Source organism: Prescottella subtropica (genome assembly GCF_005434945.1).
Taxonomy (GTDB): domain Bacteria; phylum Actinomycetota; class Actinomycetes; order Mycobacteriales; family Mycobacteriaceae; genus Prescottella; species Prescottella subtropica.
In genome coordinates this window covers 26,101-47,467 of record NZ_SKCH01000009.1, presented here as the reverse complement: position 1 = coordinate 47,467, position 21,367 = coordinate 26,101, and the positions used below count along the sequence as shown (strand labels likewise).

18 protein-coding genes are annotated in these 21,367 nt (G+C 70.4%); 8 read left to right on the top strand and 10 right to left on the bottom strand.

Annotated features, from left to right (window positions below; all coding sequences use genetic code 11):
- Positions 1-15: 15 nt before the first annotated feature.
- From E0497_RS10695 to E0497_RS10685, 3 genes are all read right to left on the bottom strand, one after another.
- Positions 16-2,535, bottom strand: a complete 2,520-nt coding sequence (locus E0497_RS10695; RefSeq protein WP_137724779.1) for a DEAD/DEAH box helicase — start codon at positions 2,533-2,535, stop codon at positions 16-18.
- A 34-nt stretch (positions 2,536-2,569) separates the two neighbouring features.
- A complete protein-coding gene (locus E0497_RS10690; RefSeq protein WP_137724778.1) occupies positions 2,570-3,607 on the bottom strand; it encodes an alpha/beta fold hydrolase in 1,038 nt (345 codons plus the stop codon).
- 100 nt (positions 3,608-3,707) lie between these two features.
- Positions 3,708-4,685: a proteasome assembly chaperone family protein gene (locus tag E0497_RS10685; protein ID WP_137724777.1), complete on the bottom strand. Its 978-nt coding sequence runs from the start codon at positions 4,683-4,685 to the stop codon at positions 3,708-3,710.
- Positions 4,686-4,831: 146 nt separating this feature from the next.
- Between E0497_RS10685 and E0497_RS10680 the strand changes: the two genes are divergently transcribed.
- Both E0497_RS10680 and E0497_RS10675 read left to right on the top strand, forming a co-directional pair.
- A complete protein-coding gene (locus E0497_RS10680) occupies positions 4,832-5,545 on the top strand; it encodes a DUF5642 family protein (RefSeq protein WP_137724776.1) in 714 nt (237 codons plus the stop codon).
- 137 nt (positions 5,546-5,682) lie between these two features.
- A complete protein-coding gene (locus tag E0497_RS10675; RefSeq protein ID WP_137724775.1) occupies positions 5,683-6,834 on the top strand; it encodes a DUF4192 domain-containing protein in 1,152 nt (383 codons plus the stop codon).
- On the opposite strand, the gene galE is transcribed toward E0497_RS10675, so the two are convergent.
- Both galE and E0497_RS10665 read right to left on the bottom strand, forming a co-directional pair.
- The gene (gene galE, locus E0497_RS10670) at positions 6,814-7,809 is read right to left on the bottom strand and encodes a UDP-glucose 4-epimerase GalE (RefSeq protein WP_137724774.1); all 996 of its coding nucleotides are present in this window, start codon (positions 7,807-7,809) and stop codon (positions 6,814-6,816) included. The two genes, E0497_RS10675 and galE, sit on opposite strands and share 21 nt — an antisense overlap.
- Before the next feature lie 39 nt (positions 7,810-7,848).
- Positions 7,849-8,535 (bottom strand): iron-dependent transcriptional repressor DtxR, encoded by a 687-nt coding sequence (locus E0497_RS10665; protein WP_137724881.1) that lies wholly within the window; start codon positions 8,533-8,535, stop codon positions 7,849-7,851.
- A 123-nt stretch (positions 8,536-8,658) separates the two neighbouring features.
- Between E0497_RS10665 and E0497_RS10660 the strand changes: the two genes are divergently transcribed.
- Entirely contained in the window at positions 8,659-9,933 is a 1,275-nt protein-coding gene (locus E0497_RS10660; RefSeq protein WP_137724773.1) for an acetoin utilization protein AcuC, read from the top strand.
- Positions 9,860-12,631, top strand: a complete 2,772-nt coding sequence (locus E0497_RS10655) for a bifunctional acetate--CoA ligase family protein/GNAT family N-acetyltransferase (protein ID WP_479681066.1) — start codon at positions 9,860-9,862, stop codon at positions 12,629-12,631. The genes E0497_RS10660 and E0497_RS10655 overlap by 74 nt, the downstream gene beginning before the upstream one ends.
- Positions 12,632-12,721: 90 nt before the next feature.
- Here the strand turns inward: E0497_RS10655 and E0497_RS10650 are convergent, their stop codons facing one another.
- From E0497_RS10650 to E0497_RS10640, 3 genes are all read right to left on the bottom strand, one after another.
- A complete protein-coding gene (locus tag E0497_RS10650; protein ID WP_137724771.1) occupies positions 12,722-13,690 on the bottom strand; it encodes a sigma-70 family RNA polymerase sigma factor in 969 nt (322 codons plus the stop codon).
- Between the two features lie 163 nt (positions 13,691-13,853).
- On the bottom strand, positions 13,854-15,332 hold the full coding sequence (locus E0497_RS10645; RefSeq protein WP_137724770.1) for a DUF7782 domain-containing protein: 1,479 nt from the start codon (positions 15,330-15,332) through the stop codon (positions 13,854-13,856).
- A 26-nt stretch (positions 15,333-15,358) separates the two neighbouring features.
- A complete protein-coding gene (locus E0497_RS10640; RefSeq protein ID WP_137724769.1) occupies positions 15,359-15,715 on the bottom strand; it encodes a DUF3099 domain-containing protein in 357 nt (118 codons plus the stop codon).
- A 76-nt stretch (positions 15,716-15,791) separates the two neighbouring features.
- Here E0497_RS10640 and E0497_RS10635 point away from each other — a divergent pair, with 76 nt between their 5' ends.
- Positions 15,792-16,028, top strand: coding sequence for a DUF3039 domain-containing protein (locus E0497_RS10635; RefSeq protein ID WP_137724768.1), 237 nt, complete (start codon positions 15,792-15,794; stop codon positions 16,026-16,028).
- Here E0497_RS10635 and E0497_RS10630 read toward each other — a convergent pair.
- Positions 16,001-17,104, bottom strand: coding sequence for a YihY/virulence factor BrkB family protein (locus E0497_RS10630; protein ID WP_137724767.1), 1,104 nt, complete (start codon positions 17,102-17,104; stop codon positions 16,001-16,003). The genes E0497_RS10635 and E0497_RS10630 overlap by 28 nt on opposite strands.
- A gap of 224 nt (positions 17,105-17,328) precedes the next feature.
- Between E0497_RS10630 and E0497_RS10625 the strand changes: the two genes are divergently transcribed.
- Complete coding sequence (locus E0497_RS10625) at positions 17,329-19,065, top strand: DEAD/DEAH box helicase (RefSeq protein ID WP_137724766.1); 1,737 nt, start codon at positions 17,329-17,331, stop codon at positions 19,063-19,065.
- 98 nt (positions 19,066-19,163) lie between these two features.
- Here E0497_RS10625 and E0497_RS20815 read toward each other — a convergent pair whose 3' ends face one another.
- Positions 19,164-19,358 (bottom strand): DUF7455 domain-containing protein, encoded by a 195-nt coding sequence (locus E0497_RS20815; protein ID WP_137724765.1) that lies wholly within the window; start codon positions 19,356-19,358, stop codon positions 19,164-19,166.
- Positions 19,359-19,633: 275 nt separating this feature from the next.
- On the opposite strand from E0497_RS20815, the gene E0497_RS10615 reads away from it, so the two are divergent.
- Together E0497_RS10615 and E0497_RS10610 are read left to right on the top strand one after the other, a co-directional pair.
- A complete protein-coding gene (locus E0497_RS10615) occupies positions 19,634-20,116 on the top strand; it encodes a cation:proton antiporter regulatory subunit (RefSeq protein WP_137724764.1) in 483 nt (160 codons plus the stop codon).
- Between the two features lie 27 nt (positions 20,117-20,143).
- Positions 20,144-21,361, top strand: a complete 1,218-nt coding sequence (locus E0497_RS10610; RefSeq protein WP_137724763.1) for a cation:proton antiporter — start codon at positions 20,144-20,146, stop codon at positions 21,359-21,361.
- Positions 21,362-21,367: the final 6 nt, after the last annotated feature.

The window sequence follows — 21,367 nt, the reverse complement described above, 5'->3', positions numbered from 1 at the left end:
GGAACGGTACCGCCGTCAGCCCTCGGCGACCTCGAACTCGTCGAAGATCACCTCACCGGCCGCGTCGGATTCGGCGAGATTGACCTCACCGAGCAGCGCCCAGCCGTGGTCGCCGTTCGGATCCTCGAGCACCTGACGGACCCGCCACAGCGTCGGCTCGGCCGTCACCTGGAACAGCAGCGGGCCGCGCGCCGACGGGCCGGTGCCGATCTCGTCGTACTCGTCGAAGTACAGCTCGAGCAGATCGGCCCAGTCGTCGGCGTCGAGGCCGTCGCCCAGTCCGGCGAGCTCGTCCCACCGCTGCCGGGACGCCAACTCGACGCGCCGGAACATCGCGTTGCGCACCATCACCTTGAACGCACGCGGGTTCGCGGTGATCGGCCGCGGCACGTCCGCGCCGAACGCCACCTGCTGGTCGTCGGATTCGGCGCCCGGATCGGTGAGCTGCTCCCACTCGTCGAGCAGGCTCGAATCGACCTGACGGATCAGCTCACCGAGCCACTCGATGAGATCCTCGATGTCCTCGGTGCGGGCCTCCGCCGGCACCGTCTGCCGCAGCGCACGGTACGCGTCCGCGAGATAACGCAGCACCAGCCCCTCGGAGCGGGCGAGCCCGTAGTGGCTGACGAGTTCGGTGAACGTCATCGACCGCTCCACCATGTCGCGCACCACCGACTTCGGGGACAACGCGAACTCGCTCATCCAGGGATGCCCCTCGCGGTACATCTCGAACGCGGGGAACAGCAACTCGGACAGGGGTTTCGGCCACGTGACCTCCTCGAGGAGTTCCATCCGCTCCTCGTACTCGATGCCGTCGGCCTTCATCTGCTGCACCGCCTCACCGCGCGCGGCGTGCTGCTGCGCCATGAGGATCTGCCGCGGATCGTCGAGCGTCGACTCGATCACCGACACCACATCGAGTGCGTACGACGGTGATTCGGGGTCGAGCAGCTCGAGCGACGCCAGGGCGAACGGCGACAGCGGCTGGTTGAGTGCGAAGTCGCGCTGCAGATCCACCGTCAGCCGCGCGAACCGCCCGTCCTCGTCGGGCTCGTCGAGCTGTTCGACGATCCCCGCCTGCAGCAGCCCCCGGTACAGGCGGATCGCCTTGAGGATGTGCTTGCGCTGCGCCGGCCGCGGCTCGTGGTTGTCCTCGAGCAGATGCCGCATCGCCTCGAAACCGTTGCCGGGGCGGGCGATCACGTTGAGCAGCATCGAGTTGCTCACCGAGAACCGGGACACCAGCGGCTCCGGATCGGCGGCGACGATCTTCTCGAACGTGCCCTCACCCCACGACACGAATCCCTCGGGTGCCTTCTTGCGCTGCACCTTCCGGCGCTTCTTCGGGTCGTCGCCCGCCTTCGCGACGGCCCGCACGTTCTCGATCTCGTGTTCGGGGGCCTGCACGACGACGGTGCCCATCGTGTCGTAGCCGGCGCGGCCCGCCCGCCCGGCGATCTGATGGAACTCGCGGGCCTTGAGCTGCCGGGTCCGGGTGCCGTCGAATTTCGTCAACCCGGTGAGCAGCACCGTGCGGATCGGCACGTTGATGCCGACACCGAGCGTGTCGGTGCCGCAGATGACCTTGAGCAGGCCGTCCTGCGCGAGCCGTTCGATGAGCCGGCGGTACTTCGGCAGCATGCCGGCATGGTGGACGCCGATCCCGTGCCGCACCAGCCGCGACAGCGTCTTGCCGAACCCGGTGGTGAACCGGAACGCGCCGATCGCCTCGGCGATCGCGGCCTTCTCCTCCTTGGAACACAGGTTCACACTCGTCAGGGCCTGCGCCCGCTCCAGCGCCGCCGCCTGCGTGAAGTGCACCACGTACACCGGCGCCTGATGCGTCGTGACCAGTTCCTCGATCTCCTCGCCGATCGGGGTCTGCGAGTACGAGAAGTGCAGCGGCACCGGACGTTCCGACCCCGACACCTCCGTCGTCGGGCGTCCGGTGCGGCGGGTGAGGTCGTCGCACAGGGCGGTGATGTCGCCGAGCGTCGCCGACATCAGCAGGAACTGCGCGTTCGGCAACTCGATCAGCGGCACCTGCCACGCCCACCCGCGGTCGGGTTCGGAGTAGAAGTGGAACTCGTCCATCACCACCTGCCCGATGTCCGAGCCGGCACCCTCCCGCAACGCCAGATTCGCGACGATCTCCGCGGTCGCACAGATGATCGGCGCCGACGAGTTCACCGACGCGTCCCCGGTCATCATGCCGACGTGCTCGGCGCCGAACACGTCGCACAGCGCGAAGAACTTCTCGCTCACCAGTGCTTTGATCGGGGCGGTGTAGAACGTCCGTTTGCCTTCGGCGAGGGCGAAGAAGTGCGCACCGAGCGCGACCATCGACTTGCCGGACCCGGTGGGGGTGGCCAGGACGACGTTGGCCCCCGACACCAACTCCATGAGCGCTTCCTCCTGCGCCGGATACAGCTGCAGGCCACGGTCGCTCGTCCACGACGTGAAGGCGTCGAACAGGGCGTCGGGATCGACGTCGTCGGGGCCGGTGGACGGGGGGAGGAGTTCGGGTAGCAGCACCGTTACAGGCTAGAGGCTCGCGCCGACATCGCCGTCAGGTGGCGCTGCGCTCGTCGGATCCCATCGCGTCCAGCACCGCCATCCGGGTCTCGGGGGCGCCGACGATGTCGCCCTCGCCGACGCCGTCGATCAGCAGGGTGCGCCAGCGGTCCGCGTCGAATTCGAGCGGCGCCGTCGACGTCAGGAAGTCCTCGAGCACCCGCAGGAACCGGATCGGATCGTCCCGGAACGGGAAGTGCCCGGCATCCTCGAAGATCTCGATCCGCGACCCCGGCATCGCCGAATGCGCCAGGTGCGCGTGCGCGGCGGGGATCACCGAATCCTGTGCCCCCCAGATCAACTGCACCGGCAGATTCTCGGTCAGGTAGCAGCGGTCGAGCATCGTGACGACCTGGCCGCGCCAGTCCACCACCGACCGCAGCGTCCGCAGGTACGCCTCGTACGCAGTGGGGTCGGGCAGGCCCCCGAGCACCCGCACCAGATCCGGGGTGTCGTGCAGCATCGCGCCGGGACGCAGCGGTGACCCGTGCACCCGGGCGACGGCGGCACCGACCGCCCGGACCGCGGTCATCGCCCCCGGGATCCGCAGCAACTTGAGTACCTCGTTGACCACCGGCACCGACACCAGTCGCAGCAACGGGTGCACGTCCTTGGTCACCCCACCCGACGACACCAGCACCAACCGGTCCACCATGTGCGGGAACTGGTACGCGAACTGCATCGCGACCCCGCCGCCGAGCGAATGCCCGACGACGGTGACCGTGTCGACGCCCAGCACCGACAGCAGATCCCGCACCCCGTTCGCGTACGCGGCCACCGAGTAGTCCGCACGTGGCTTGTCGGAGCGCCCGTGCCCGAGCAGGTCGGGGGCGATGACCGTGTGACTCTTCGCGAGGTGGGGGATGATCTCGCTCCACGTCGACGAGTTGTCGCCGATGCCGTGCAGCAGCAGGATCGCGGGACCCTCGCCGGCGATGCGGAACGCCCGCCGGTAGCCGTGGACGGTCCGGAACCGGAGTTGCGGTTCGGCGTCGGGAACCGGGCGGAGCGCACGCGTCCGGGGATCGCTCATGTCGCCTCCAGGTGCTGCCGGAGTGTTACTTCCGATAACGGACAGGTCTCGCTTTTCGACGATACCCGGACGGTCGACCGGACGAGGGGCGATCGGCGGGTCAGTTCCCGGGCTCGCCCGACCCCGCATCGCCCGACCCCGCATCGTCCGATCCGGTGTCGTCGAGACGGGCCTGCTCGGCCAGGAACCGTTCGAACTCCGCCCCCAGCTCGTCGCCGCTGGGCAGGTCGACGTCGGTGGCCAGCAGCGTCGACTGCTGCTCCTGCGCCGCGACGTACGAGTCGTACTGGTTCTCGAGTGCCCGGACCACCTGCTGCACCTCCTCGTTCGAGGCGATGTGCTCGTCGATCTGCTCGCGCACCCGCGCCGACGCCTCACCGAGCGCGACGAGCGGCAGTTCGAGGTCCGCGATCTCCATGACGTTCTCGAGCAGCGTCTCGGCGGCCGCCGGGTAGTCGGTCTGCGCCAGGTAGTGGGGGACGTGCACCGAGAAGCCGACGGCCTCGTGCCCGTGCTCGCTCATCCGCAGCTCCAGCAGCGACGACGCGCTGCCCGGCACCTGCAACTCGCCCGACCAGCGGTGATGATCCTTGATCAGTTCCTGGTTCGTCGAGTGCGCGGTCACACTCAACGGACGGGTGTGCGGGATCGCCATCGGGATCGCGTTGATGCCGACGGTCCGGCGCACCCCCAGCTGCTCGGCGAGCAGCCGCACCGCCGTCGTGAACCGCTCCCAGCGCAGATCCGGCTCCATACCGGCCAGCAGCAGGAACGGGGTGCCCGCGGTGTCGCGCACCGCGTACAGCTCGAGCTTCGGCGCATCGAAATCGGAGAAGTGGTCGGCCTTGAACGTCATCGTCGGCCGCCGCGACCGGTAGTCGATCAGCTCGTCCACCGCGAACGACGCCACCAGTTCGGTTTCGAGGCTCTCCCGCAGATGGGTGGTGGCCAGCTTCACCGCGTGCCCGGCGTCGGAGAAACCCTCGAGACCGTGCACCAGGACCGGGCCGAGGCCGTCGGCGGAAGTCAGATGCGGCGCCGGGAACTCCAGCTCGTACATCTTCGACTGCTCGTCCATGACCGCTCCTCTTCGTTCCGACGTCTGCTTCCAGTGTCCACCACCGACACCCGCGGACAGAAACCGGCGGAACCGGCGGGCACCGACCACCGTGTGTCACGCTGTCGGAGGCCGGTCCACGACCGGGCGGAGAAGGGAGGCCGGTGATGCCGCAGCGGATCCGGGTGGCACCCGTTCTCGCCGCCGTATCGGTCCTGCTCGCCGGGGGATCGGCGGCGTGCTCGTCCGGGGTCACCGGCACCCCCGGTCCCGCGGACACCCGTCCCACCGGCACCCCGGCCGGTCCGCTCGCCGACCTGCTGCCGGGCCCGGAGACGTTCCCACCCCCGTACCAAGTGGTGGTCCTGCCGCCGCCGGCGGTGGCGCAGGCCGCCCCCGACCTGACCGGGATCCCGCCCGGCGCGCGTGTCGACCCGGCCGGCTGCAAACCGCCCGCCCAGGACTACGGGCCCGATGGCACCGTCATGACGGTGGGCACCGATGCCGGCAACCGTGCCACGATCACCGTCGAACTCGTGCGCGTCGCGACGCCGCTCGCCGAACTCGCCGCGCAACTCACCGAATGCCCGGAGGTGACCGCGACCCGGGGCGGGGTGGACGCCACCGTCACCACCGTCCTGGCCCCGCCGCCCCCGGCGGACGCCGACGCCGTGCTCGCACTGCGCCGGACGGTGACGTCCGGCAACGGCGGACAGGCCGTCACCCAGTCGATGCTCACCCTGCTCGGACAGATCGGGGACGTGCGGGTGCAGGTCACCGCGATGTCGTTCGGCGGTGGCCCGGGCAGCGCGGACCCCGACACCGGGACCCTCGACGAACTCTTCACGGCGACGATCCTGAAGGTGGGCGCGGCACGTTAGCAGCCGTCCCCGACAGGATCGGTGCCGCCGGACCCGCGACGGGGGTGTTGTCCACAGCCGGACGCGTCATCCACAGGTTTTCCGAAAGCCCAGGTCGCCGGCCCGGTGCCGCGGCCGCCGCCGGGCACGCTCGGCCCATGACGACTTCACCGTTCTCGCCGCCGCCCCCACCCGGATCGTTCGAGCCGGACACCCCCGGACGCATCGTGGTGCGGATATCGGATCCCGGCACACTCATCAGCGCTGTCCCCGCACTGCTCGGGTTCCACCCCCGCCGCTCGCTCGTGGCGGTGTGCCTCACCGGTGCCGGTGTCGGCGCAGTCATGCGACACGACCTCGAACTCGGCGCCGACGACCGGCTCGCCCCCGTGATGGATCTCGTGCTCGCCCAGTTCGCGGGGGTCGCCGCGCGGGAGGGCGCCGACCGGGTCCTCGTGCTCCTGGTCGACGACCGGCTGCCCGCCCGGCCCCGGCCCGCGGACCTGATGCGACACCATCTGATCGTCGACGAGTTCTCGGACCTGCTGTGGCACAACGACATCGAACTCGCCCAGGCGCTCGTGTGCCCGCGCATCGCGGTGGGCGCGCCGTGGCAGGACCTCGACGGCGGGCACTGCGGCACACTGCCCGACCCCGGATCCTCCGAGGTCGCCGTCGCACAGGTGGTCGGGGGCCGGGTGATCCGCGCCTCCCGCAGCGAACTCGACGACGTCATCGCCCCCGCCGCACCGCCGGTGCGGGAACGGGTCGCCGACCTCATCGACGACGCCCGCGAGCGCCGCGTGCAGGCCGCGGCCCTCGCCCCCGTCGCGGCCGATCGGACGACCGTCGAACGCGCCGGACTCGACACGGTGCTGGCCCGGATCACGCAACTCGACTCGGGTGACGAACCGGACCCGGCGGCGATCGCAGATCTGGCGCTCGCCCTCGAGATCACCGCCGTCCGGGACGCCGTCCTCGCGTTGGCGCTGGGGGAGCAGGCCGACGCCGCCGAACAGTTGTGGATCCACCTGGCCCGGATGCTGCCCGATCCGGAACGCGCCGAACCGCTCGCCCTGCTCGGGTACAGCGCCTACGCGCGCGGCGACGGGCCGATGGCCGGGATCGCCCTCGCCGCGGCCCTGGCCGCCGACCCGTGCCACGGGCTCGCGGGCCTGCTGGACCGGGCGCTGCAGAACGGTGTCCGGCCCACGTCGCTGCGGGAACTCGCCGAACTCGGACACGACATCGCGGGTGATCTCGGCATCGACCTGCCGCCGCCGGCGCCGCTACCGCCGTGCGGCGTGTGACCGGTCGCCGAGCGCCTGCAGGTACGTCCACGCGTCCGCGACGATCTCGTCGAGATCGGTGTGTGCGGGTCGCCAGCCGAGTTCGGCGATCGCCTTCTCGCTCGACGCGATGAGCACCGCCGGGTCACCGGCACGGCGGGGGGCGTCCTCCGCCGCGATCGGCAGGCCCGTCACCCGTGCGCACGCCGAGATGACCTCGCGGACGGTGAATCCGGCACCGCTGCCGAGGTTGTAGATGCGGTGTCGGCCCGGCTGCGACGACTCCAGCGCCAGCAGATGCGCCTCGGCGAGGTCCAGGACGTGGATGTAGTCACGGACCGCGGTGCCGTCCGCGGTGGGCCAGTCGGTGCCGAACACCGAGATCTTCTCGCGCTGACCGAGCGCGACCTGCAGCACGAGAGGAATCAGATGCGTCTCCACGATCCGGTTCTCCCCGGCACCCCGGTACGCGCCGGCGACGTTGAAGTACCGCAGGCTCGTCGCGCCGAGCCCGTAGGCGTGCGCGTACGACGTGATCGCGTGATCGATCGCGAGTTTGGTGGCGCCGTACGGATTGGTGGGACGGGTGGGGTCGTCCTCGGTGATCGGGGTCCGCTCCGGCTCGCCGTACGTGGCGGCCGTCGACGAGAACACCAGACGCGGGGTCCCGGAGAGTCGCATCGCGTCGAGCAGTGCGAGCGTCGTGACGACGTTGCCCTGCCAGTACTGCTGCGGCTTCTCGACGGACTCGCCGACGAGCGACTGGGCCGCGAAGTGCAGCACACCGTCGAAACGCGGTGCGCCGGCACCGGATCCGAGTACGGATCCGGCGACGGCACCGATGTCACCTTCGACGAACTCGGCGCCCGCGGGCACCGCGTCGATGTTGCCGGTCGACAGGTCGTCGACGACGACGACCTCGTGGCCGCGTTCGAGCAGCACCGTGCTGCACACACTGCCCACGTAGCCGGCACCGCCGGTCACCAGAAGTCTCACCGCTTGTCTCCTCGCTCGCCGAACCGGGCGAGCGAGGCGTCAGACCTGCTTCACCTGGACGGCGTGGGCCATTTCCTCGGGAAGGTCGAATTCGTCGTGGCCGGACGCGGTGATGGTCACCGAGCCGGGCCGGGTTTCGACTGTAACCCGAGCGTCGGGCACCACGCCCGCCGCACGCAACTGCCCGATCAGTTCGGGATCGGACTGCACGTGCTCGGCCAGCCGTCGGACCACGACGGCGGTCGGCTTGCCGGCGGGCACCTCGGTGAGCCGGATCAGCGTCTCCGCGTCACCGGCGGGCCGGTCGAGGCCCAGCTCGGCGAGCCCGGGAATCGGGTTCCCGTAGGGGGACGTGGTCGGGTTCTTGAGCACCTCCACCAGACGCCGCTCGACATCCTCGCTCATCACGTGTTCCCAGCGGCACGCCTCCGCATGGACCTGGTCCCAGTCGAGACCGATGATGTCGACGAGCAGACGCTCGGCGAGCCGATGCTTGCGCATCACGGAGACCGCGAGGCCACGGCCCTTCTCGGTCAACTGCAGATGCCGGTCACCGGCCACCTGCAGCAGACCGTCCCGCTCCATCCGGGCAACGGTCTGGCTCACCGTCGGGCCACTCTGCTCGAGCCGTTCGGCGATCCGTGCCCGAAGAGGAACGATTCCCTCTTCTTCCAAGTCGTAGATCGTCCGGAGATACATCTCCGTGGTGTCGACCAGATCCTTCACTCTCATACCCCTTCGTCGCGAGTGATTCTACCGGGCAGAACGGGCTCGGATGTCCCGCTCGGCAAGGATGCGCGTCGGCATGGCGTATCGCGCCTTCCCCACAGCGCCCAGTAGCTTGGGGCCATGACCGCGCCGACAGATCCCGTCCCCGGACGCCGGGAGTCCGGAACCGACCGTGTCGTGGTGTGGAGTCCGGAGTACCTCGGCTACCGCTGGGGTCCCCAGCATCCGATGAACCCGACCCGGCTCGAGCTGACGATGGACCTCGCGACCGGACTCGGACTCGTCGAGGGCGCCGAGATCGTGCGACCCGACGCGGCATCCGACACCGACCTGCTCCGCATCCACACCCCCGCCTACGTCGCCGCCGTCAAACGCGCCGGCTCCACGGAGCCGGGGGAGTTGCCGCCGGAGATCGCGGCCCGGCACGGACTCGGCAACGACGACAACCCGATCTTCGAGCACATGCACGAGGCCAGCGCGGTGCTCGCGGGCGGCACACTGGCCGCGGCCCGCGAGATCGCATCCGGACGGGCCCGCCGCGCCGTGAGCATCGGCGGCGGCATGCATCACGCGATGGCCGACTGGGCGTCCGGATTCTGCGTGTACAACGACGCCGCGATCGCGATCTCCTGGCTCCTCGACAACGGATTCGACCGGATCGCCTACATCGACATCGACGCCCACCACGGTGACGGCGTCCAGCACGCGTTCCTCGGCGACCCGCGGGTGCTCACCGTGTCCGTCCACCAGCATCCGGCGACGCTGTGGCCCAACACCGGCTGGTCGAGCGAGATCGGGAAGGGCGCCGGGGAGGGCACCGCCGTCAACCTGCCGGTACTGCCCGGAACCGGGGACGCGCTGTGGCTCCGCGGGTTCCACGCGGTGGTACCGGCCGCGATCGCGGCATTCCGGCCGCAGATCGTGATCAGTCAGTGCGGCGCCGACAACCACCGTGAGGACCCCCTCGCGGACCTGGCACTCACCGTCGACGGCCAGCGCGCCGCCTATCTCGCGATGCGCGACCTCGCCGACCGGTACGCGGAGGGACGCTGGCTCGCGGTCGGCGGCGGCGGCTACGGGCTCGTCCGGGTGGTGCCGCGCTCGTGGACGCATCTGATCGCGGCCGCCCTGGACCGGGAGATCGATCCCGCGACCCCCACCCCGGAACAGTGGCGGGTCAAGGCCCGCACGATCGCCCCCAGCGTCGCGCTGCCGACCGTCATGGGGGAGGGCGGCGACGTCGGATACATGCGCTGGGACGGCCCCGGTGGCACCCCGGAGACCGGGGTCGCGTCCCTGGATCGGGCCCTCACCCGCATCGATGCGGCGATCATCGCGACCCGCCGCGCCACCTTCCCGCTGCTCGGACTGGATCCGGAGGACCCGCGTGACTGACGACCCGGCCCCCGACACGGCCCCCGACCCGGCTGCTGCTCGCGCCCGCGACTTCCCGCGCCATTGGCTCGCGGACGTCCTCGCCTCCGACGGCGGTGTGGTGCATCTGCGGCCGATCGTGCCCGGCGACGCCGAGAAACTCGTCGCGTTCCACGGCAAACTGTCCGAACGCACCCGCTACCTGCGCTACTTCGGGCCCTACCCGACGATGTCGCGTCGCGACATCGTCAACTTCACCACCGTCGACCACCACGACCGGGTCGCGTTCGTGGCGAGCCTCGGCGACGAGATCATCGCCGTCGGCCGCTACGAGCGACTCCGTGACGTCGGTGACGGACTGTCCGCGGAGGTGGCGTTCGTCGTCGCCGACTCGCATCAGGGCCGCGGGCTCGGCCCGATCCTGCTCGAGCATCTCGCGGGCGCCGCCGCCGAGAACGACCTGACCATGTTCGTCGCCGAGGTCCTCGCCGAGAACCGCAACATGGTGTCGGTGTTCCGGGAGGCCGGCTACCAGGTCAGCCGCAGCTTCGACGGCGGTGTCCTGCGGCTCGAGTTCGCGATCGACCCCACCGAAGCGCTGCTGTCGGTGCGGAATTCGCGGGAACGTGCCGCCGAGGCACGCAGTGTCCGCAACGTGCTCAGCCCGCGGTCCGTCGCGGTGATCGGCGCCTCCACCGACGACTCGAAGGTCGGCAACGCCGTCCTGGTGAACCTGCTGCGCGGCAGCTTCACCGGACCGGTGTACCCGGTCAACGCCGAACACCGGTCGGTCCGCGGTGTCCGCGCCTACCCGACCGTCCGCGACATCCCCGACGACGTCGACCTCGCGGTCGTCGCGGTCCCCGCCGAATCCATCGACGCCGTCCTCGACGACTGCCTCGCCAAGGGCGTCAAGGCGCTCGTGGTGGTGTCCGCCGGATTCTCCGAAACCGGTGCGCCCGGACGGGATTCCGAGCGCAGGCTCGTCCACGCGGCCCGTGCACACGGCATGCGGCTGATCGGGCCGAACGCGCTCGGTGTCGCCAACAACGACGTCACCGTCTCCCTCAACGCGACCCTGGCGCCGGTGCTGCCCGAGCCCGGCAAGGTCGGCTTCTTCTGCCAGTCCGGCGCCCTCGGCATCGCGATCCTCGACCAGGCCGCGAAACGGCAGCTCGGCCTGTCGACGTTCGTCTCCGCCGGCAACCGCGCCGACGTCTCCGGCAACGACCTGCTGCAGTACTGGGACACCGATCCGGAGACCGAGGTCGTCCTGCTGTACCTGGAGAGTTTCGGTAACCCCCGCAAGTTCTCCCGCATCGCCCGCCGGGTGGCCCGCAACAAGCCGATCGTCGCGGTCAAGAGCGGCCGGCACGCCGTCCCGCCGGCGCTCGCCGCGACCGGTGTCGGGCCGGAGATGGACGACTCGATCGTGCGGGCCCTGTTCGAGCAGGCCGGTGTCGTGCAGGTCGGATCGATCTCGCAGCTGTTCGACTGCGCGATGCTGTTCGGCTACCAGCCGCTGCCGACGGGGCCGCGGGTCGCGGTCGTCGGGAACTCGTCGGCGCTCGGTGTGCTCGCCGCCGACGCGGCCCGGCGGGAGGGGCTGCACGTCGGCGACCCGGTCGACCTGGGCGCGCAGGCCACCCCCGAGGTGTTCGCCGACGCCGTGTCCACCGCGCTCGGGTCCGCCGACGTCGACGCCGTCATCGCGGTGTTCGCGCCCCCCGTCGCGGTGACCGTCGAACCGTACGCGCAGGCACTGCGGGAGGCCGTCACCGGCACCGACAAGCCGGTACTCACCACGTTCCTGGCGACCGAGGGCATCCCCGACGTGCTCGCGGTACGCGGACCCGACGGCTACCCGGCGCGCGGGTCGGTGCCGTCGTTCCCCGGCCCCGAGCGGGCCGCACTGGCTCTGGCCCGGGCCTGGCGGTACGCGGTGTGGCGCAGCCGCCCGGTGTCGAAGGTGATCCGGCCCGGCGGTATCGACGCCGACCGGGCCCGCACCCTGGTACGCGGCTGGCTCGCCGAATCCGACGGCCGCTGGCTGTCCGACGTCGAGGCCGCACAGCTGCTCGCGTGCTACGGCGTCCACGTCGTCGAATTCTCGGCGGCCACCACCGAAGACGAAGCAGTCGAGGCGGCCGATGCACTCGGCTACCCGGTCGCGGTCAAGGCGACCGGCGAACTGTGGCGGCACCGCCCCGACCTCAGCGGGGTGCGACTCGACCTGGTGGGCCCGGATGCGGTGCGGGCCGCCTACCGGGATCTGGCGGCCGCGTCCGGGGAGCCGCTGCTACACGTGCAGAAGATGGCACCCAAGGGAATCGGCTGCGTCGTCGGCGTGCAGGACGACCCGTCGTTCGGTTCGCTGATCTCGTTCGGGTTGGCCGGTGTCATCTCCGATCTGCTCGGCGACCGCGCCTACCGGGTGCTACCGCTCACCGAGAACGAGGCCGCCGAACTGATCGACGCCCCCAAGGCGGCGCCGCTGCTGTCCGGGTACCGCAGTGCGGCCCCGGTGAACAAGAAGGCGCTCGTCGACCTGGTGCAGCGGGTGTCGGCGCTCGCCGACGACCTCCCCGAGGTGCGGTCACTCGCATGTGAACCGGTCCTGGCGTCCGCGGAGGGTGCCCGGGTCACCGACGCCCGGGTGCGGATCGGGCCGGAACCGAGCACCGTCGATCTCGGACCGCGCCGGCTGCGCGAATGGTGACGCCCGGGAACCGGTGAGACACGAAACTGGCCGGGCACGGCACCCGAGGGGGAGGGGCCGGACCCGGCCGGAAGCCGGTGGCGCAGGCGGTCAGCTGGCGTAGGCGCGCAGGCGGTCGGCCCGCTCGCCCTGACGCAGCTTGCCCATCACCTCGCGCTCGATCTGCCGGACCCGCTCACGGGAGAGCCCGAAGATCTTGCCGATCTGGTCGAGAGTGCGGGGCTGGCCGTCGTCGAGCCCGTACCGCAGCCGGATGACCTGCTGCTCCCGCTCGTCGAGGGTCGCGAGGACGCTGCGGACGTCGCTGTGCAGCAGGCCGGCGATGACGGCGTTCTCCGCGGACGTCGCCTCGGAGTCCTCGATGAAGTCGCCGAGCGGCGCCTCCTCGTCGGAGCCGACCGGCATGTCCAGGCTCACCGGGTCACGGCTGTGATCGAGCAGATCCGCGATCTTGTGCTCGGGGATACCGGACTCGGCCGACAACTCCTCGTCGGTGGCCTCCCGGCCGAGCTGCTGATGCAGTTCCCGCTTGATCCGGGCCAGCTTGTTGACCTGCTCGACGAGGTGGACGGGCAGCCGGATGGTGCGGGACTGATCGGCCATGCCGCGGGTGATGGCCTGACGGATCCACCACGTCGCATACGTCGAGAACTTGAAGCCCTTCGCGTAGTCGAACTTCTCCATCGCCCGGATCAGGCCCAGGTTGCCTTCCTGGATCAGGTCCAGCAGCGGCATGCCGCGGCCGGTGTAACGCTTGGCCAGCGACACCACCAGACGCAGGTTCGCCTCGAGCAGGTGGCGCCGGGCCGCCTCACCGTCACGCACGATCGTGGCCAGATCCCGCTTCTTCACCGCGGTGAGCCGCTTCTTCGTGGCGAGCACGTGAGCGGCGTACAGGCCGGCCTCGATCCGCCGCGCCAGATCCACCTCGTCCGCTGCAGTCAGCAGGGCGGTGCGGCCGATCCCGTTCAGATAGACGCGAACGAGGTCCGCGGCCGGACTCTGGCTGTCCAGTTCGGATGTGGCGGTACGGGTGCGAGTGGTGGTGGGGCTTGTCATGACGGGCCTCCTCGTCGGCGTGTCTCATAAAGCTCAACGCTCCGACGACCCCGGAAAGTTCCCGACGGTATTCATTCCGACCGTCCGTGACCTGCGGTTTCGTCCGGATCCCCTGAGAAGTTCCTGAGAAGCTCGCAGCGGGGAACCGGACGGGAACCGGGGATCAGGCCGGTTCGATCAGCCCGTGCCGCACGAGTGCGTGCACGAGCGGCACCGCGGCCGCCGCGAGTTCGTCCTCGTCCTCCCCGTTCGCGAACGCGAGCAGCGTGAGCAACTCCTCCAACGGCAGCCCGTCGGCGCGCATACCGGCGAGCAGCGCCGCGGCCAGGTCGTCGACCTCGTGCTGCCACTGCGGCCCGCCGCCGCGATGCACCCGGGCCACCACCTGGTCCCAGCCGTCCGCGCCGGGCAGATACACCCGCTCGAGCGCCGTGTCGGGGCGCACCGAGAACCGGGCGGACAGTACGTCGTGCTCGCGCAGCCACGCGAGTCGCTCGAAGTAGGCGAGGGCCTCGCCGCCGAGAGGATCCTCGAACCCGTGCCGCAGGTCCTCGCACAGGATGTCCGACGGTGCGTCGGTGCGGCGCAGGTACACGAACCCGAATCCGATGCCGTCGACGTCGGCCTCCTCGAGATGGTCGAGCCACGCGTTCGCCCGCGCCTCCGTCGCCGGATCGCGGGGGTCGGCGCCACCGTCGCGCAGCCACGTCCCCACGTACAGGGCCGGATCGGCGACGTCCCGCTGCACGATCCACGCGTCCACCCCGTGCGCCGGCAGCCACGACGCGACCCGGTGGCGCCAGTCCTCGCCGTCGACGTGCAGCCACGACGCGAGCATCGACGCGGTGCCGCCCGACTCGAGATGGTCGACGGCCTGCGAGATCATCAACTCGCTCGCCCCGTCGAGGTCCAGCCCGGAGTCGCGGTACGAGTGCGTGACCCGCGCCTCGCCCACGACGAACGGCGGGTTCGCGACGATCTGCTGGAACCGACGGCCGGCGACCGGTTCGAACCAGGAGCCGCCGAGGATCTCGAAGTCCCGGCCGTTGAGGGCCGCGGTCGCCGCGGTCAGGGCCAGGGCCCGCGGGTTGATGTCGGTGACGGTCACCGTGCCCGCGTAGTCGGCGGCGCGCAGCGCCTGGATGCCGCAGCCGGTGCCGACGTCCAGGACCGCCCCCACCGGCGCGGTCGGGGTGCCGCGCAGCAGCGTCATCGACGCCTCCCCGACCCCGATGACGTGATCGTCGGCGGTGACGCGGGCCCGCAGCGACCCGTCCAGGTCGGACAGCGCCCACCGGTTGCCGGTGCCCAGGTCCAGCGGCCGCAGATCCAGTTCGGCCCGCACCGTGTCCCCGTCGCGGGAGATCAACCCGGCCTCGACCGCGGCATCGAGGTCGAGAGGGTGCAGTGCCGTGGCGACCCCGTCCGCCGGGCAGTCGTCGTCGAGCAGGAACAGCCGGATCAGCTGTCCGAGATCCCCGCCGCCGGCACTCGCCCGGCGGGCGGGTACCGGTTCGTGGCGGCCGAGCGCGGCATGCGCGTCGGCGCCGATGAGGTCGACGATCGAGTCGATGTCGTAGCGGGCGCGGGTCAACGCCTCCCGCAGCGGGCCGCAGACGGACAGCAGAAGATCACGGTTCACGCCTGCATTGTTGCAGCCGGGAACCGTCAGCCCTCGATCGTGCGGTGGCTACGCGCCTCGAGTTCCCGTTCCGCGTCACGCTTGTCGTACCGGCTCGGCTCGTCCTTCGACCGCGGCGGTCGATCGTTCGCGATGAGGACGGCGATCCACGGCAGCGGAACCGAGGCGGCGATGATGCCGACCGAGATCCAGGCGTTGCCGAACGCGCCGTACGCGAGCGCCGCGAGAATCAGCGCCGGGACACGGAACGACATGATCGTCAGATACTTCCGGACGCGCGCCCGGTGCTGTTCGTCGATCGACTGGGCGGCCTCGGTGATCAGTGCCGGGTGGCGGGGCGTACCGCTCTCGGCGTCGTCGCCTAACCCCGATGTTCTTCCCATGGTCTCCACTGTTGCACTCTCGGCCGTCGAATGCACATGCGGTGCGGCAGTTGTACGGTGCGGCATCATTGGTGGGGTGAGCACTTTGACGAAGGAACGTCCCGACACCACCACCGACGAGTCGACCGACGACGACACGCCCAAGTTCTTCCACTACGTGAAGAAGAACAAGATCGCCGAGAGCGCAGTGATGGGTACCCACGTCGTCGCCCTGTGCGGCGAGGTCTTCCCGGTCACCAAGTCTGCGAAGCCCGGATCGCCGGTGTGCCCGGAATGCAAGAAGGTCTACGACGGATTGCGCAAGGGCGACTGATCCTCCGCGGTTCCGGCGGCGTCCCCGGCTGTGGCGTCGTCGGTGCCGTCCGTCGACGGTGACGCCTCGGACGTGAACCGGATCGGCCCGGTGGTCAGTCGCCGGGTCAGATTCGTCACCCGTCCGGCGTCCTCGGAGGCGTCGAGTGCGGTCTGCGCGGCGATCCAGTCCCGGACCTGCTCCATGCGGGTCGCGCGGGCCGGCCAGAACTCCTGGACGGTGGCGTTGAACTCGGCCCCCAACACCACCGCGAAACCCAGGAAGAACGTGAACAGCAGGAACGCGATCGGGGTGGCCAGCGCCCCGTACGTGTAGCCGGTCGCGGCCACCCACGTCAGGTACCAGCGCAGGACCGTGCTGGCCGCGATGAAGAACACCCCGGCGAGCAGGGCGCCGCCGAGCAGCCGATGCCACGGCAGCGACCTCGGCAGCGCCACCTTGTACAGGGTGGTGAGCCCGATCAGCAGCAGCAGTCCGACCGCCGGGTAGTAGAACGCGTCGACCAGTTCGGTGCCCGCGTCCCGCCACGCCTCCGGCAGGACCCGGCCGATCATCGTCGGCCCCAGCGCCACCAGCGGCAGCGTGAACACCGACAGCACGAGGAATCCCACGTACAGCAGCAGTGCGAAGAACCGTTGCCACACCGGATGCCGGGCCTCCTGCTGCCCGTGCGCCTCGACGATCGAGTCGACGAACGTCGAGATCGCCGACGACCCCGCCCACAGCGACAGCAGGAAACTCAACGAGATCAACTCGGGACGCCCCCGCACCAGCACGTCGGAGACGGTCGGCGCGATGATCTGGTCGACGACGTTCTCGCTGAACACGGTGTGACTGAACGTGACGATCTTCGACTGGATGATCTCGACGGTGTTCGGCCCGAACCAGCCGCCCACGTAGCCGATACTGCCCAGCAGGCCCAGCAGCAGCGGCGGCAGCGACAGGGTCTGCCAGAACGCGGCGGTGGCGGCCTTCCCGAAGATCGAGTCGTCCCACGCTTTCGACGCGGTACGGCCGACGACCTGCACACACCGACGCAGCGGGTGGCAGTGTGTCGAAGTCGGCGTCTCGCTCATGGTCCTTCCAGGATTCCTGACGACATGTCGGGACGCTCGCAGTGGGGCTGTCGTGTCGCCATGAATTCTGCCACCTCGGCGTGCGGCTGGTGCGGTGCCGGGCGACCGCGGGCGTTAGGCTCCTCGGTGGCCGTCGGACGGTTCGGCGGATCCCGCCGGCCGGTCCGCTACGTCAGCGAAGCAAGGAGTGGGGCAACTGTGCGAAGCCTGTGGCGAGGTGCGAAGTGAGCGCTGAACCCGGAAGTGTGGAACGTGCACCCGCCCCGACCGGCTCGCTCCGTGCCTGGCAGCGGCGCGCCCTGACCCGGTACCTGGCGACGAAGCCGCGGGACTTCCTCGCGGTCGCGACCCCGGGCGCCGGCAAGACGACGTTCGCGCTGCGGGTCGCGGCGGAACTGCTGCGGGACCGCACCGTCGACCAGATCACCGTCGTCGCCCCCACCGAGCACCTCAAGCACCAGTGGGCCGGCGCGGCCGCCCGCATCGGTATCGCCCTGGACCCGAACTTCTCCAACTCGACCGGGCAGACGTCGTCCGACTACCACGGTGTCGTCGTCACGTACGCGCAGGTCGCGTCGCATCCGTTCAAACATCGGGCCCGTACCGAGGCGCGACGCACCCTGGTGGTCCTCGACGAGATCCACCACGGCGGCGACGCCAAGAGCTGGGGTGACGCGATCCGCGAGGCGTACGACGGCGCCACCCGCCGGCTGTCGCTCACCGGAACCCCGTTCCGCAGCGACGACAGCCCCATCCCGTTCGTGACGTACGAGCCCGACAACGAGGGCCACCAGCGGTCGAAGGCCGACCACACCTACGGCTACTCCGATGCGCTCGCCGACGGCGTCGTCCGACCCGTCGTGTTCCTGGCGTACTCGGGGGAGGCGCGCTGGCGCAACAGTGCGGGCGAGGAGTTCTCCGCCCGGCTCGGGGAGCCGCTCAGCGCGGAACAGACGGCACGCGCGTGGCGGACCGCGCTCGACCCGGCCGGTGACTGGATCCCGTCGGTGCTCACCGCCGCGAACACCCGGCTCGGACAGTTGCGCGCCCACGGCATGCCCGACGCGGGCGGCCTCGTCATCGCCACCGACCAGACCGTCGCCCGCGCCTACGCCGAGCAGCTCGAGACGATCACCGGCGAGATGCCGGCGGTGATCCTGTCCGACGACCCGACCGCGTCGAAGCGGATCGCCGAGTTCGCGGCCGGCACCCAGCCGTGGATGGTCGCGGTCCGGATGGTGTCCGAGGGGGTCGACGTGCCGCGGCTCGCGGTCGGCGTGTACGCCACCAGCGCGTCGACACCGCTGTACTTCGCACAGGCCATCGGGCGTTTCGTGCGGCTGCGGACCAAGGGGGAGACGGCGAGCGTGTTCCTGCCGTCGGTCCCGGTGCTGTTGGATCTCGCAGCGCAACTCGAGGCGCAACGCGACCACATCCTCGGCAAACCGCACCGCGAGAAGGACGGTTTCGACGACGACCTGCTCGCCGACGCCAACCGGCAGAAGGACGAGTTGGGGGAGGAGGAGAAGGCGTTCACCTCCCTCGGCGCCGACGCCGAACTCGACCAGGTGATCTACGACGGGTCCTCGTTCGGTACCGCCACGTTCTCCGGGTCCGACGAGGAAGCCGACTACCTCGGCCTGCCCGGTCTGCTCGACGCCGACCAGATGCGGGCCCTGCTGCGGCAGCGTCAGCAGAAGCAGATCGACGCCCCCGCCGCCGCGGTCGCGACGGCCCCGCCGCCGGCCCCGGCCGCGGTGAGCGAACGGGTCGCGTCGGCCGGACAGTTGGCGAACCTGCGCCGGGAACTGAACTCGCTCGTCGCGATGCACCACCACCGGACCGGTAAACCACACGGTGTGATCCACGGCGAACTGCGTCGCACGTGCGGTGGTCCGCCGACCGCGATCGCCACCGTCGAACAACTCACCGACCGGATCGCGCTCCTGCGACAGTGGTAGAACGGCGGTGCGGGAAACGCCGAAGCGGGTGACCACCTGTGGTGGTCACCCGCTTCGGGACGAAGGGACGGTAGCGGCCCGCCCGGTGCACTGACCTGCTAGACGGTCGCTTCCGAATCGCTGACGATCGTCGCGTTCATCTCACGAAGACGATCGGCATGCTCGTTCGCGTGATGCTGGCAGAAGAGAAGCTCTCCGCCACTCGTGAGCACGGCGCGTACACGCGCGGCTGCACTGCACCGGTCGCACCGGTCGGCAGCGGTCAACGGGGGGCTGGTCAGGGTTCCGGGCATGACTCCTCCGAACTGGCTGCGGGCTCGCACCCGCCACCTGGGGTCTTCCGCCGCGTCGGGGGTGACGCGGTGGGTCCACTCTGTCAGACGTTCGGGCCGATCAGGTTGTTCCCGATCCACCCCCGGTGTGTCCTGTCTGACAATCTTCCCGATTCACCCCGCTGATCTCGCACGATGCGGCTACGGCCGCCGGCGGTGTTCGCTGACAGCAGAGCGGGAACGCCGTGTACTCGCCCCGTATGTGCCGATATCGGGGTGGGTCTACGGTTGATCGCATGAACGTGGAAGTGACGCCGCTGCCGGGCATCGGGGTCCGTAAGGACTTCGCACTCGCGACGGGCCGCCGGATCGGGGTGGTCGCCCACCGTGACGGCCGCACCGAACTGATCGTGTCCCGGCTCGACGACCCCGACGCGTGCATGGCGTCGATTCCCCTCGAAACCGAGGAGGCGTCGGTGCTGGCGAATCTGCTCGGGGCGCCGCAACTCGTCGCGCAACTGCGGGAGGAGCACCGGGACCTGCCCGGTATCAGCACCCGGCAGCTGCCGATCACCGAGAACTCGCCGTGGGACGGACGCAGTCTCGGCGACACCGCGATGCGCACCCGGACCGGGGTGTCGGTCGTCGCGGTGATGCGGGCCGGACAGGTCGCACCGTCCCCGACTCCCGACTTCCTGCTCACCGAGGGGGACCTCCTGGTCGCGGTCGGCACGCCCGAGGGACTCGACCAGGCCGCCAAGATCCTCGCGCTCGGCTGAGTTCGGCAGGGGGGCGGACTCGTGGCGTTGACCGGAACAGCACTGGCGCTCGTCGAACTCGGCGCCGTCTTCTTCGCGCTCGGGGTGCTCGGGCGGCTCGCCGGGCGCATCGGCATGTCGCCGATCCCGCTGTACCTGATCGGCGGCCTGTGCTTCGGGCAGGGCGGGATCTTCTCGCTCGGCGACATCGGCGAATTCAGCCGCCTCGCGAGCGAGATCGGCGTCGTCCTGCTCCTGCTGCTGCTCGGCCTCGAGTACACCGCCGCGGAACTCGTCACCGGGCTGAGACGGTCGTGGACCGCCGGTGTCGTCGACCTGCTGCTCAACGCCGCGCCCGGCGTGATCCTCGCGCTGATGCTCGGATGGGGTCCGGTCGGTGCCCTCGTCCTCGGCGGCGTCACCTACATCTCGTCGTCGGGCATCGTCGCGAAGGTCCTCGGCGACCTGGGCCGCCTCGGCAACCGGGAAACCCCCGTCGTGCTGTCGATCCTCGTGTTCGAGGACCTCGCGATGGCGTTCTACCTGCCGGTCCTCACCGCGGTCCTGGCCGGGGTGAGCTTCCTGGGCGGGCTGAAGGCCGTCGGGATCTCGTTCCTCGTCATCACCGTCGTCCTGGTGGTGGCGCTGCGCTACGGCTCGGTGGTGTCCCGGTACCTCGACAGCACCGACCGCGAGGTGTTCCTGCTCAAACTGCTCGGGGCCGCGCTGCTCGTCGCCGGGTTCGCGTCGTCCCTGCAGGTGTCCGCAGCGGTGGGCGCATTCCTGCTGGGCATCGCGATCTCCGGATCCACCGCCCGCGACGCCACCCGACTGCTCGAGCCGCTGCGCGACCTGTTCGCGGCCATGTTCTTCGTCGTGTTCGGGCTGGGCACCGACCCGTCGACGATCCCGCCGGTCCTGGTCCCGGCGATCGGGCTGGCCGTCGTGACCACCGCGACGAAGGTGTTGACCGGATGGTGGGCGGCGGGCCGGCAGGGCATCGGTGCGATGGGCCGGGCCCGCGCCGGCGCCGCCCTCGTCGCGCGCGGCGAATTCTCCATCGTCATCGCCGGACTCGCGGTGTCCGCGGGCGCCGTCGACGGCGAACTCGCGGCCCTCGCAACCGCCTACGTGCTGATCATGGCCGTCGTCGGGCCGGTCGGCGCCAAACTCGCCGAACCGCTCGTGCGGCTCCTGCAGCGTCCCCGGGACGACGACGACAGAAACGAGGAAGGGGCCCCGAAGGACCCCTTCCTGACGAGCTGACCGGAA

Bases quoted from the DNA above. Each gene is read 5' to 3' on its own strand.
- E0497_RS10630 (WP_137724767.1), bottom strand. From the start codon at position 17,104: ATGAGCGAGACGCCGACTTCGACACACTGCCACCCGCTGCGTCGGTGT.
- E0497_RS10660 (WP_137724773.1), top strand. From the start codon at position 8,659: ATGACCGCGCCGACAGATCCCGTCCCCGGACGCCGGGAGTCCGGAACC.
- E0497_RS10650 (WP_137724771.1), bottom strand. From the start codon at position 13,690: ATGACAAGCCCCACCACCACTCGCACCCGTACCGCCACATCCGAACTG.
- E0497_RS10655 (WP_479681066.1), top strand. From the start codon at position 9,860: ATGCGGCGATCATCGCGACCCGCCGCGCCACCTTCCCGCTGCTCGGAC.
- E0497_RS10680 (WP_137724776.1), top strand. From the start codon at position 4,832: ATGCCGCAGCGGATCCGGGTGGCACCCGTTCTCGCCGCCGTATCGGTC.
- E0497_RS10685 (WP_137724777.1), bottom strand. From the start codon at position 4,685: ATGGACGAGCAGTCGAAGATGTACGAGCTGGAGTTCCCGGCGCCGCAT.
- E0497_RS10690 (WP_137724778.1), bottom strand. From the start codon at position 3,607: ATGAGCGATCCCCGGACGCGTGCGCTCCGCCCGGTTCCCGACGCCGAA.
- E0497_RS10640 (WP_137724769.1), bottom strand. From the start codon at position 15,715: ATGGGAAGAACATCGGGGTTAGGCGACGACGCCGAGAGCGGTACGCCC.
- E0497_RS20815 (WP_137724765.1), bottom strand. From the start codon at position 19,358: ATGCCCGGAACCCTGACCAGCCCCCCGTTGACCGCTGCCGACCGGTGC.
- E0497_RS10675 (WP_137724775.1), top strand. From the start codon at position 5,683: ATGACGACTTCACCGTTCTCGCCGCCGCCCCCACCCGGATCGTTCGAG.
- E0497_RS10615 (WP_137724764.1), top strand. From the start codon at position 19,634: ATGAACGTGGAAGTGACGCCGCTGCCGGGCATCGGGGTCCGTAAGGAC.